The organism is Bifidobacterium sp. LH_230, from assembly GCF_056357555.1.
Genome location: NZ_JBKEWJ010000005.1, coordinates 20,899 through 32,755, shown reverse-complemented (window position 1 = coordinate 32,755; position 11,857 = coordinate 20,899). Strand labels below are relative to the sequence as shown.

8 protein-coding genes are annotated in these 11,857 nt (G+C 63.3%); 6 read left to right on the top strand and 2 right to left on the bottom strand.

Annotated features, from left to right (window positions below; genetic code table 11):
• Window positions 1–47: 47 nt before the first annotated feature.
• Window positions 48–2,801 carry a phosphoenolpyruvate carboxylase gene (locus AC1A0G_RS03480; protein WP_476527545.1) on the bottom strand — a complete coding sequence of 918 codons (2,754 nt, stop codon included), beginning with the start codon at window positions 2,799–2,801 and terminating at the stop codon, window positions 48–50.
• 351 nt (window positions 2,802–3,152) lie between these two features.
• Here AC1A0G_RS03480 and AC1A0G_RS03475 point away from each other — a divergent pair, with 351 nt between their 5' ends.
• From AC1A0G_RS03475 to AC1A0G_RS03465, 3 genes are all read left to right on the top strand, one after another.
• On the top strand, window positions 3,153–5,072 hold the full coding sequence (locus tag AC1A0G_RS03475; RefSeq protein ID WP_476527643.1) for a threonine/serine exporter family protein: 1,920 nt from the start codon (window positions 3,153–3,155) through the stop codon (window positions 5,070–5,072).
• A 503-nt stretch (window positions 5,073–5,575) separates the two neighbouring features.
• Window positions 5,576–7,186 carry a sodium/proline symporter gene (locus tag AC1A0G_RS03470; protein ID WP_476527544.1) on the top strand — a complete coding sequence of 537 codons (1,611 nt, stop codon included), beginning with the start codon at window positions 5,576–5,578 and terminating at the stop codon, window positions 7,184–7,186.
• A 198-nt stretch (window positions 7,187–7,384) separates the two neighbouring features.
• Window positions 7,385–8,305: a hypothetical protein gene (locus AC1A0G_RS03465; protein WP_476527542.1), complete on the top strand. Its 921-nt coding sequence runs from the start codon at window positions 7,385–7,387 to the stop codon at window positions 8,303–8,305.
• A gap of 436 nt (window positions 8,306–8,741) precedes the next feature.
• Here AC1A0G_RS03465 and trpS read toward each other — a convergent pair whose 3' ends face one another.
• Window positions 8,742–9,842, bottom strand: a complete 1,101-nt coding sequence (trpS, locus tag AC1A0G_RS03460; protein WP_476527541.1) for a tryptophan--tRNA ligase — start codon at window positions 9,840–9,842, stop codon at window positions 8,742–8,744.
• A 141-nt stretch (window positions 9,843–9,983) separates the two neighbouring features.
• Here trpS and AC1A0G_RS03455 point away from each other — a divergent pair, with 141 nt between their 5' ends.
• Genes AC1A0G_RS03455 through AC1A0G_RS03445 form a run of 3 tightly spaced genes read left to right on the top strand, consistent with a single transcriptional unit; the run spans window position 9,984 to window position 11,807 of the window.
• The gene (locus AC1A0G_RS03455; protein ID WP_476527539.1) at window positions 9,984–10,379 is read left to right on the top strand and encodes a DUF3073 domain-containing protein; all 396 of its coding nucleotides are present in this window, start codon (window positions 9,984–9,986) and stop codon (window positions 10,377–10,379) included.
• Between the two features lie 12 nt (window positions 10,380–10,391).
• A complete protein-coding gene (locus AC1A0G_RS03450) occupies window positions 10,392–11,084 on the top strand; it encodes a LytR/AlgR family response regulator transcription factor (RefSeq protein ID WP_476527537.1) in 693 nt (230 codons plus the stop codon).
• 54 nt (window positions 11,085–11,138) lie between these two features.
• A complete protein-coding gene (locus AC1A0G_RS03445) occupies window positions 11,139–11,807 on the top strand; it encodes a sensor histidine kinase (RefSeq protein ID WP_476527535.1) in 669 nt (222 codons plus the stop codon).
• Window positions 11,808–11,857 lie beyond the last annotated feature (50 nt).

Here is an 11,857-nt window from a genome sequence, read left to right as displayed (position 1 = left end):
TCCCAGCGTTGCTGCACGACGCCAGTCGTGCAGCAACGGCCGAAACGTCAGCCTGTGTTCTGGAGGCCGGCGGCGACGCCCGAAACGGTGCACAGGATCAGGTAGATGAAGCCGGCCTGCTGGCTCTGGCTGAGCTCTTCCTTGTCCACCTTCTTGCGCAGCGAACGTAGCGCGAGCACCTGCGTGACGGACAGCGCGTCCACGTACGGGGAACGCACGCGGATCGCCTGGCCGAGCACATGACGGTGCTGCAGCGGCCACTTGTCGTTGACGATCTTGAGCACCCACTTCGTGGTCAGCTCCATCTCGTCGAGCACCTTCTTCGACAGCTCGTCGTTGTCGCCGAGGGCGAGGTACATCTTCGCGATGCGCTCGTCGGTCTTGGCCAGCGACATCTCGATGTTGTCGATGAACGTCGAGAACAGCGGCCACTCCTCGTACGCCGCACGCAGCGTATCGAGATCGCCGAACTGCTCGCACGCGGTGCCCAGACCGTACCACGCGGCCAGGTTGATGCGCGCCTGCGCCCACGAGAACACCCACGGAATCGTACGCAGATCGTCGAGCGACTTCGCACCCAAGCCGCGCTTGGCCGGACGCGAGCCGATCGGCAGCAGGCCGACCTCGGTCAGCGGCGTGACGGTCGAGAACCACGGCGCGAAGTCCGGGGTCTGCAGCAGGTCGAGGAAGCGGTTGTGCGCGGCCTCGTCCAGCTTCGCCGTCATGTCCGCGTACTTCGCGGTCATCTCGGTGTTCGTCTTCTCGACGCTCGGCGCGGACTGCAGCAGCGTCGCGGCGGCGACGGACTCGATGTGGCGCACGGCCAGAATCGGATTGCCGTAGCGGGCGAAGATCACCTCGCCCTGCTCGGTCAGCTTGAAGCGGCAGTTCACGGAGCCCTTCGGCTGGGCCAGCACCGCGCGGTTCGCGGGGCCACCACCACGACCGACGGCGCCGCCACGGCCGTGGAACAGCGTCAGATCGATCTTGTGACCCTCGGCCCACGCGACGATCCGCTGTTCGGCGGAGTGCAGCGCGAGCGTCGCGGTGGTCGGGCCGGCGTCCTTCGAGGAATCGGAGTAGCCGAGCATGACCTCCATCTTGTTGCCGGTGGCCTTCAGACGAGCCTGCACCTCGGGGATCTTGACGATCTCCTCGAGCACGTCCACCGAATGCTCCAGATCCTCGAGCTGCTCGAACAGCGGGAGCACGTCGATGGTCGGCACGTCCTCGGGATGCGCGAACGCAAGACGGTTCAGCTCGTACACGTCGCGCACGTTCTGCGCGGACTTCGTGAACGAGATGATGTAGCGGCGGGCGGCCTTGATACCGTTGCGCTTCTGGATCGAGCCGAGCGCGCGGAACGTGTCGAGCACCTCGTGCGTCATCGGCTGCAGCGGGCCGCGCTCGCCATGCAGACCGTGCTCGCGGATGTCCTCGAGCGCACGCGCGTGCACGACGGAATGCTGACGGAACTCCATCTCGACCATGTGGAAGCCGAACGTCTCGGTCTGCCAGATCAGATCCTGCAGCGGGCCGTACGCGGAACGCTTCGCACCTGCCGCGGCCAGCGAACGCTGGACGACCTTGAGGTCGGCGAGGAAATCGTCGGCCGAATGGTACATGAGGTCGGCGTCGCGTTCGATCGTGTAGTGCAGACGATCGGCCATGACCAGCATGACGGCGCGGTGCATCTCCTTGGTGGAGATCAGCGCGGCCTTGTCGGTCAGACGCTCGCTCATCTCCTTCTGGTGGTTCCAGAGGTTGAGCAGCTCGGCGCTCGGCGGGGTGGTGCCGGATTCCATCGTCAGGTTGCGGCCGACCGTGCGGGTGGCCTCCTCAAGCGCGGCGATCACGTGATCGGAGAACTTGCGGGCGACCTGGCGGCTGACCTTCGCGGTGACGTTCGGGTTGCCGTCGCGGTCGGAGCCGATCCAGCTGCCCGGGTGGAAGAACGCGGGGCACACCGGCTCGACGAGGCCGGCCTTGTCGCCGAGGACCCAGTCGTCGAAGCGACGGTAGACGGCCGGAATCGTGCGGAACAGCGTGTTGTCGAAGATGTCGAGGATCGTGTCGGCTTCCTCGACCGGGGTCGGCTTCTTGAGCGCGATCGGCGAGGTGCGGAACAGGGCGTCGATCTCGTTGTACAGACGACGGCTGTTCTCCTTGCGGTCGGAGCCGCCCAGCGTGCGGTGCTCCTCGAGCAGTTCGGCGATGCGGCGGATCTTGCCTTCGACCGCCTTGCGGCGGGCCTCGGTCGGGTGCGCGGTGAACACCGGATGGAACTCGAGCTTTTCGAGCAGGTCCTTCGCCTTGGCCGGACCCATCTCGTTGATGAGCTGGTGGTAGGCGGAGGTCATCTCGTTCACCGGATCGTACGCCTGATCGCCGGAGACCTCGTTCTCGCGCTGGCGCAGCACGGAGACGCGGTAGTTCTCCTCGCTCAGGTTCGCCAGATGGAAGTACGTGGTGAACGCGCGGGCGAGCAGCTGCGCGTCGTGCAGCGACATGTTGTCGATGGTCTCCACGGCCTTCTTGAGCCCGTCCTGATCGGGATTCGGGTCAAGCATGCCTTCGAAATGCTCGGCGCTGGCCTCCACGGCGTAATTGCGCACCGTATCGAATGTGGAAAGAAGTTCGGGATCGAATTCGCCCAAAACGTCGCGCAGAATGCGCAGACACAGATCCATATCGTATTTGAGCGACTCGGGAAGATCACGCTCTTCGGGGCCCTTGGTCCCCAGACCGGACGTCACGATCGTGGCGTCGGCGGGCGTGATCTGCTGATCATTAGTTGTCATCAGACCTCCTTTGCTGAACTCCCGGTTGTTCGGTCTGCCGACCATCCGCGGCTCCTCCGCGGTTGTGTTAGTCGGTCGTTGCGAACCCAAAGCCGTTGGTTCAACGGTTGTGGGGCTATTGTATGACCGGGTTATCGACACTTTCGTTACGAAGTTCGGTTTTCGATATGCGTGATGTTTTCTGAGACGAGGCAGTCCATAATTTGGACTCGGATATGGTCGCTCAGGTGTTCGCCCACGGCGGGCGGTAAACCTGAAAGCGTGAGTCAAGGGCATCAATACGAACGAGAGGACGGCGAAAGCAGCGCCGCCGCAGTACAGCATTTCCACACGCACTCCATCCCGCTCGACATGGAAGACATCGAGCGCGACTGGGACAAACCCATCACCGAGGCGGGCATCGCCGCCAAGGCCAGCGTCATCGTGCGCGTCGGCCTGCTCGACCTGTCCGCCGGCACCGGATCGTTCCGAGTGCGTGAGATGATGCACCGCATCGCCTACCCGCTCGGCGTGCACGTGCGCGCCGACGTCAACCTCACCGACATCGAAGCCGCCTGCACCGACGGCAAGGACCGCATCACCGAAGTCATCGACCTGCCGTCCACCGGCGTCAACACCGAACGCATCTGGCTGCTCGAGCACTTCGCCGACTGGTTCAGCGTCAACCTCGGCGAGGACTCCATGTACCACAGCCGGCCCGAAGTGTCGAAAGGGCTCATGCAGCATCTCGACACCAAGGACGCCTCGCAGGTGTCGGCCGAACTGGCCAAGCAGCTGCGCGAAGAGGAGAAGCACGACAAGGGCGCGGCAGCCGGGGCTGATGCTGAAAGCGATGCCAAGCCGGGGCAGGACGCCGTACTCGACGCGCTCGAAGCCGCCAGCCAGCACGCGGACCCGGGCGACCCGCGCGCGCACCAGCTGCACGTGCACGAAACCGACTGGTCGCAGTCCGCGATGACGCAGTCGCTTGCGGCGCGGGCGGCCGTCGAACGCGAGGAGGAAGCCGAAGCGGCACGCTCGGGCGGCGAAGCCGAGGAATACCGGATCTCCGGGGATGCGCGGCCCGACGTCAGCGATGCGGATGCGGTCGCCGGCGATCCGGCGCCAACCCAAACCGGCGCATCGCCCCAATCGATCAGCGATCATGTTCGGCACCGCCCGGCCCCGCGCAGCGGATTCCTCCCCAGCGAAGCCGACGCGCGCAAGCACGCACACAAGCCGCCGAAAGGCGAGTACGCCGCCCACTTCGACCACGTCGGCAAGGAACGCGTCTCCGGCCGCCCCGGCATCACCGTGCGGCAGGCCCACCAGCGGCTCGACATGATCGAACGGCGCAAGCCGCTCTACTCCCCCGCCTTCGCCGGCCTCGCCTCCGCGATCGCGTGCGCATCCTTCGTGTTCCTGCTTGGCGGCGGCCCGTACGACATGGTCGGCGCGTTCGTCGGCGCCGGACTCGGCCACTGGCTGCGCCGCGTCCTGTTCAAGCGCCATCTCAACCAGTTCTTCGTCACGTTCGTGTGCGTCGCGCTCGCGGCGCTCGCATGTACGGGCACGTTGCGACTGATCGGCCTGTTCGACCCGGTCGCGCTGCAGCACGACACGGCGTACATCGGCGCGATGCTGTTCGTCATCCCCGGATTCCCGCTCATCACGGGCGGACTCGACATGGCGAAGATCGACTTCCCGTCCGGCGTGCAGCGCGTGACCTACGTGCTGTGCATCATCCTCATGGCCACGCTCGCCGGGTGGATGGTCGCCACGATCGTGCATCTGAACCCGCAGGGATTCGAGCCGCTCGGTCTCGACCCGACGGTCAACATGCTGCTGCGCGCGGTGTTCGCGTTCCTTGGCGTGTGGGGCTTCTCCGTGATGTTCAACTCACCGCAGCGCATGTGCCTGACGGCCGCGGTGATCGGCATGATTACCGATACGCTGCGCCTCGAGATCGTGGACATGGGCGTGCCGGCCGAGGCGGGTGCGTTCATCGGCGCGTTCCTGGCGGGCATTCTGGCCACCGTGTGGCGCTCGTCGGTGCGCAAGGGGTGGCTGCCGCCGCACCTCGGCTACCCGCGCATCTGCCTGACCGTGCCGTCGATCGTCATCATGGTGCCGGGCATGTATATGTATCGCGCGATGTGGTATCTCGGCAGCTTCCAGACGTTGAACGCGCTCGATTGGGCGTTCCGCGCGTTCATGGTCATCATCTGTCTGCCGATCGGCTTGGCGATGGCCCGCGTCATCACCGACAAGTCCTGGCGCTACGACATCTGATCCGTGCGCCCGGGGCCCGACACAGTGTGTTGGTCCCCGGGTGCCGTGTTTTGGTCCTATGAGTGCAGTTTGACGATTGAGAGGCTGATTTCCGTGTTTGTTGAGGTCGGTCTGACGATCGAGAGGCTGTCATAGTCACTAACCGGGGCTCAAATCGCCCATTTTCCATCGGGAATGGCGTTGATACGCGGGGAACGTAGCCTCTCGATCGTCAAACTGACCTAGACGGCGTGCGTTTTTAGCCTCTCGATCGTCAAACCGCTTCCAGTTCCTCGCGTTGGCGGGCGTGGATTCGTCATAAACCCGATGCCGCCGGCTCACAGCGTGAGACAGCAAGCCGCGTATTAGTCTCTCGTGTCCACCCTCTCAGCGACCGTCGAATACACGAAGCAAAAGGGAGCAGGGGTGACGCGGTCGATCCCCATTTCTCCCGATTCGCCCTGTAACCCAACGCCGATCACGGCGACGCGAGCAACCGCGAAACCCGAGAGAACCGAGAACATATGGGACTGAACGATTTTTGGATACTGCTCGCCATGGGCATCTATTTCGCCGCGATGCTGTCCGTCGGATTCGTGTTTTCCAAACGCTCCAACTCGTCGTCCCAAGAGTACTTCGCGGGCGGCCGCGGCGTCGGCCCGTGGCTCACCGCCCTGTCCGCCGAAGCCTCCGACATGTCCGGTTGGCTGCTTATGGGCTTGCCCGGCCTCGCGTATTTCACGGGCGCGGCCGATCCGATGTGGACCGCGATCGGCCTCGCCGTCGGCACGTACCTCAACTGGAAGCTCGTCGCCCGCCGTCTGCGCCGCTATTCGGTGGTGGCTGGCGACGCGATCACCATCCCCGACTTCTTCTCCAAGCGTTATCACGACCGTGAGAACATCCTGTCCACCATCGCCGCGTTCATCATTCTCGTGTTCTTCTGCGTGTATGTGGGTAGCTGCTTCGTCACGGTCGGCAAGCTGTTCGCCACGCTGTTCGGCTTCGACTACCACCTCATGATGGTGCTCGGCGCGATGGTCGTGTTCGTGTACACCGTCGTCGGCGGCTATCTGTCGGTGGTGGTGACCGATTTCATCCAGGGCATGCTCATGTTCTTCGCGCTGGCCGTGGTGTTCGTCGGCTCGGTCGTCTCGGCGGGCGGCATCGGCAACACGGTCGCATTCCTGCGCGCCATTCCGGGCTTCCTGTCGGGCACCGAGGTCGCGGTGCCGACGCTGAACGACCTCGGCGAGCAGATCATCCGCGACGGTCAAGCCGTATTTTCCTCGCCGCGCGATTATGGCATCATCACCATCGTGTCGATGATGGCGTGGGGCCTGGGCTATTTCGGCATGCCGCAGGTGCTGGTGCGGTTCCTGTCGATCCGCAGCGTGGAGGAGATTCGCAAGTCGCGCATCATCGCGACCTCGTGGTGCGTGCTGTCGCTGGCGTGCGGCGTGTGCATCGGTCTGGTGGGCCGCGCGATGATGCCGACCGAATTCCTCACGCAGGCCAGCGCCGAGAACGTGTTCATCGTGATCGCGCAGACGCTGCTGCCGAGCTTCCTGTGCGGCGTGGTGGTATCGGGCATTTTCGCCGCGTCGATGAGCTCGTCGTCGTCCTACATGATCATCGGCGCGTCCGCGATGGCGGAAAACCTGTTCCGCGGCGTGATGCACCGTCGCGCGACCGATCGGCAGGTGATGATGGTGGCGCGCGCCACGCTCGTGCTCATGTTCGTGTTCGGCGTGATCGTGGCCTACGACCAGAACTCCTCGATTTTCCAGGTCGTGTCGTACGCGTGGGCCGGCCTCGGCGCGTCGTTCGGCCCGCTGATGCTGTGCTCGCTGTACTGGCGGCGCACCAACCGCCCGGGTGCGATCGCGGGCATGGTCGTCGGCACGGCCGCCGTGCTGGTGTGGCACGAGTTCGTCAAGCCGCTCGGCGGCATATTCGCGATCTACGAGCTGCTGCCCGCGTTCCTGCTGTCGTTGGCCGCGATCGTGGTGGTGTCGCTCGTCACCGCGGCGCCGAGCGATGAGGTGTTGTACGAGTTCGATCACTATCTCGACCCGATCGGCACGATGGACGAGGACGGCCTCATCACCGCTGAAGTGGTGGACGAGCGATAGTGGGGTGACTCCGCGAGTCTCGGCGGCATCGTCAATGTGACAGGTACGCTCCCGCGCATCAGCGGTTGACCCACCGATGCGCGGGAGCGTTTGGCGTTGGAGGGAAGTTTGCGGCAAGTCAGAAGTTATCCACAAGGTTATCCACATTTTTGCGGGCGTCGCGTGACAAACCTGACTTGGTCCCGTACTGTCGCGACCATGACTGGCGAATCAATCTCATTGAAGGCGCTCACTGAACTTAAGGCCATGCGCATGCAATCGTGCGCCGCCCTACAGAACCGCACCCGACGGCCACTGGTCTACGCGCGTTCCACGGCGCTGGAGCTGCTGTCCATAGAAAAGCCGCGTCTTCGCTCCCATGTGGTCGGACAGGATTCGACGGCATGGGTCGTTGTTTCCTCACTGCGGCAGCGGTGCCATGTGCGTGGAGTGAAATATCTGGCGTGGACGGGGCCCATTGAAACGCAGGTCGTCGGCCGCCATTTCGAGTGCCTGACCCCGGTGTGCACGTGGGCGCACTATGCGGCCGTGCTGCCATTGGACGAACTCATCGTATTGGGAGAATCCATGATGAGGCGTGATAGGCGGTTGAAGCGTGCTGGCATAGAGGATTTTCGGCGGTACCTTGAGCATGCTGGCAATTTCACCGGTGTCAAGAAATGCCGTCGTGCCTTGCGCCTGATGAAAGAGAATGTGGATTCGTCGCAGGAGACCCGGACGAGAATCATGCTGATTCGGTATGGGCTACCGGAGCCGGAGGTGAATTACGCGTTGAACATTCCCGGAACAGCGCGCACGGTTTTCCTTGATATGGCGTACCCGCAGTTGCGCATCGCCGTTGAATACGACGGCACCTACCATCGATTCAGCAACGAACAGGTGTTGAGGGATGACAAACGCCGCGAGGATATTGAATCCGCTGGATGGATGTATATCAAGATCACCGTCTTGGATTTGCGCAACGAGCTGGCGGAAGAGGCCGCAGCACAGCGCGTTGCCACGGCGATGTGGAGAATGGCGGGTGTACCGGTTCCACTGGAGCCTCGGATTGCCGTTGAGCGAATCGGGGATGGGAACCACGCCCGGCGCAAGCCGATATGGTCCATGATGGCCGGGTAATCGGCCCTAATGCCGAGCATCCGGGGTATATCGCATGCCGTTGGCTGCGAGTTTGACGATCGAGAGGCAGAGTTCGCGATCTGCATAGGTCGGTTTGACGATCGAGAGGCACCCCGCCGGAGCATCTACCGCCAAAAAGCATAGTACGGGGGTATTTTGCCCTCGCATAACGGTCGGTTGCCCACGGGGACTGCCTCTCGATCGTCAAACCGACCTCTACAAAGAGCGAGTTCAGCCTCTCGATCGCACAACTGCCGTGTATCGGAGACCGATTCCTCGAATGAAATCGTGGCGGCAAAAGCATATAGGGAACGCGCGATGCGCGTTCCCTCGGTGGGACGTCGCTCACACACAACAGGCACAATCGTCTACGCGCATACGCACATAAAAAGGGCTGATTCCGCAAACCACGGAATCAGCCCAAAAAAACTGCGTCTCAGTACTTCATGCCCATGGCTTCGCGCACCTGCTCGAGGGTTTCCTCGGCGATGGTGTTCGCGCGCTTGTTGCCGTCGTGCAGCACGTCGCGCACATAGTCCATGTCCTTCGCCAGCTCGGCGCGGCGCTCGCGGTGCGGCGCGAGGAACGCGTTCACGGACTCGATTACATACGCCTTGAGCGCGCCGGCACCCGCCTCGCCGATCTCCTCGGCGATCTCCTTCGGGTCACGTCCGGTCACCAGCCCCGCGGTGGTCAGCAGCGCGGACACCTGCGGGCGCGCGATCGGATCGAACGTGATGCGGCGCTCGGAATCGGTCGGGCTCTTCTTGATGAGCTTCGCGGTCTCCTCCGCGGTCGCGCCCAGCATGATCGAATTGCCGTACGACTTGCTCATCTTGCGTCCGTCAAGGCCCGGAATCTCCGGCGCTTCCGAGAGGATCGCGGCCGGCTCCGGGAACACCGGGTGCTTCTTCGCGTAACGCTCGTTGAAGCGGCGCGCGATGGTGCGCGTGATCTCGACATGCGGCAGGTTGTCCTTGCCGATCGGCACGACGTTCGCCTTGCAGAACAGGATGTCGCACGCCTGATGCACCGGGTAGGTGAGCAGCAGGCCGGTCAGCGCGTGGCCCGACGCCTCCATCTCGGACTTGACGGTCGGGTTGCGGTGCAGCTCGGCCTCGGTGACGAGCGAGAGGAACGGCAGCATGAGCTGGTTCTCGGCCGGCACGGCGGAGTGAGTGAAGATCATGGTCTTCTTCGGGTCAATGCCCGCGGCCATGTAGTCGAGCACGAGGTTGAGGACGTTGTCCTGGATGTGCTCGGTGGTGTCGCGGTCGGTGATGACTTGGTAGTCCGCGATGATGATGTTCGTGTTCACGCCGCGCTCCTGCATGGCGACGCGCTCGCGGATGGAGCCGAAGTAGTGGCCGAGGTGCAGGCGGCCGGTCGGACGGTCGCCGGTGAGCATGGTGAACTTGCCCGGGTTGGCTTCGAGCTTGGCGAGCGTCTCATCCGAACGCTTCTTCGCCGCGAGGAAGCTCGCGCTCATTTCGTTGCCGGCAGCGGTCAGCTGCTGTTCCTGGGTTTCGTCCGTCATCATTCCCCGCCTTTGCGCGTGTGAAAACACTGAAAAATATCGCTTTTATCGTAAAAGTCCGAGCCGACAAGCCCAACTGTGCAAACAAGTGGTACTCTCTTATGTGATGATTCAACACGTACAGTAATTTCAGGGGGTCACATGGGCCGCGGACGTCAGAAAGCCAAGCAGCAGAAAATTGCCCGGAAGCTCAAGTATTTGACCACCGATACTGATTACGACGAGCTCGCCAAGGAGCTGAGCGAGCAGGAGCCGGGAGTCGGTTCGCCGGACCCGTTTGCCGACATTGAAGCCCAGTATGCTCACCATGCGGACGCTGATTCGGACGATTCCGCGGATTCGGATGCGACGTCGTCCGCGTCTGCCACGTCGGTGGACGACGATCTCGACGAGTACGCGAAGTGGGCCGCCGAGGCCGCCGCGAAGGCGTCGACCGGCGAGTTCCCGGCCGCGAAGGCCAAGCCGGCCGCCATGCCGAAGCCGCACAAGCCGATTCCCATGCCGATGCCGAGCGCGCTCAAGCCCAAGAAGGACTGACCGTTACCCGCGATGCGCGTCGCGATTTGCGATGACAACGATACCGACGCCGAATACGTTCGCACGTTGGTATCCAGATGGTCGACGGCACGGCGGATCGACGCGCAGGTCGATACGTTCCCGTCCGCGGAGCGATTCCTGACCGATTTCGACCGGCGCAAGAACGTCGATATTCTTCTGCTGGACGTCGAGATGGGCGCGATGGACGGCGTCGCGCTTGCAAAGGCCGTGCGCCGCGTCAGCCGGACCGTGCAGATCGTGTTCGTGACCGGCTATTCGGATTACATCGCCGAAGGATACGACGTCGAAGCGCTCAATTACCTGATGAAACCGGTGAGCGAGGCCAAGCTGGACGCCGTGCTCGACCGGGCGGCCGAACGGCTGCGCACGGCGGCACGGTGCCTCGATCTGCAATGCGTGGACGGCTTGGTGCGCGTGCCGTTGCCGGAGATCCGATACCTCGATGTGCGGCGCAATTACGTGACCGTGCATGCGACGCACGACTATACGGTCAAACGGTCGCTGGGCGAGTTCGAGTCGGAGCTGGGGCATGATTTCTGCCGTGTCGGCCGGTCGATGATCGTCAATCTGCGATACGTTCGTCGCGTGATGCGCACCGCCGTGCAACTGACCGACGGCACGTCGCTGCCGTTGCCGCGCGGTGCGTACGAACCGCTCAACCGCGCGATCATCGCGATGGATTGAGCGACCGCGAGCAGGCCCGAGTCAAGCGGGCGCAGGCCGGAAAGGAGCCGGAGCATGTGGTGGTTCCGCCGCAGACGCGCGGATCGCGCGCTGGCCGCATACCAGCGTGAGCTGATCGACACGCATTATCGCGAGGTCGAGAACATGTACACCAGGATGCGCATGTGGCGGCACGACTACCGCAATCATCTCCAGACGCTCAGGGCCCTTGCCGAGCAGGGCGATCTCGATGCGATCCGCGACTATCTCGACAAGCTGGACGACGAGCTGATCGTGCTCGACAGTCCGGTCAAAACCGGCAACGCGATGGCCGACGCGATCCTGAGCAGCAAAATGTCGCTGGCCGAGTCGCGCGGCATCGCGACCCGCGTGGACGCGCATATCCCGGTGAAACTGCGGATCTCCGAACTTGACTTGTGCTGCATCCTCGGCAACCTGTTCGACAATGCCATCGAAGCAAACGTTGGCGTGCCTGAGAACGATCGCATGATTCGCGTCTACATGGACATGAAGGGCACGCAGCTGTACATCTCGTTCACCAACACCGCCGCCTCGGGCAAACGGCGCAAGGTGCACGGACGTTTCCGCACCACCAAAACCGGCGAGGGGCACGGTTTCGGCCTGCTGCACATCGACGAGATCATCGAGGCCGCCGGCGGCTACGTGAGCCGCAATTCCGAGGACGGCGCATTCACCACCGAAATCCTCCTGCCGCAGCAGTGAGCGCGATTCGTCCCCGATGCCGTGCGATTCGTCACCAACCGCCGTCGCCT

Bases quoted from the DNA above. Each gene is read 5' to 3' on its own strand.
- trpS (WP_476527541.1), bottom strand. From the start codon at position 9,842: ATGACGGACGAAACCCAGGAACAGCAGCTGACCGCTGCCGGCAACGAA.
- AC1A0G_RS03455 (WP_476527539.1), top strand. From the start codon at position 9,984: ATGGGCCGCGGACGTCAGAAAGCCAAGCAGCAGAAAATTGCCCGGAAG.
- AC1A0G_RS03465 (WP_476527542.1), top strand. From the start codon at position 7,385: ATGACTGGCGAATCAATCTCATTGAAGGCGCTCACTGAACTTAAGGCC.
- AC1A0G_RS03480 (WP_476527545.1), bottom strand. From the start codon at position 2,801: ATGACAACTAATGATCAGCAGATCACGCCCGCCGACGCCACGATCGTG.
- AC1A0G_RS03450 (WP_476527537.1), top strand. From the start codon at position 10,392: ATGCGCGTCGCGATTTGCGATGACAACGATACCGACGCCGAATACGTT.
- AC1A0G_RS03470 (WP_476527544.1), top strand. From the start codon at position 5,576: ATGGGACTGAACGATTTTTGGATACTGCTCGCCATGGGCATCTATTTC.
- AC1A0G_RS03475 (WP_476527643.1), top strand. From the start codon at position 3,153: ATGGAAGACATCGAGCGCGACTGGGACAAACCCATCACCGAGGCGGGC.
- AC1A0G_RS03445 (WP_476527535.1), top strand. From the start codon at position 11,139: ATGTGGTGGTTCCGCCGCAGACGCGCGGATCGCGCGCTGGCCGCATAC.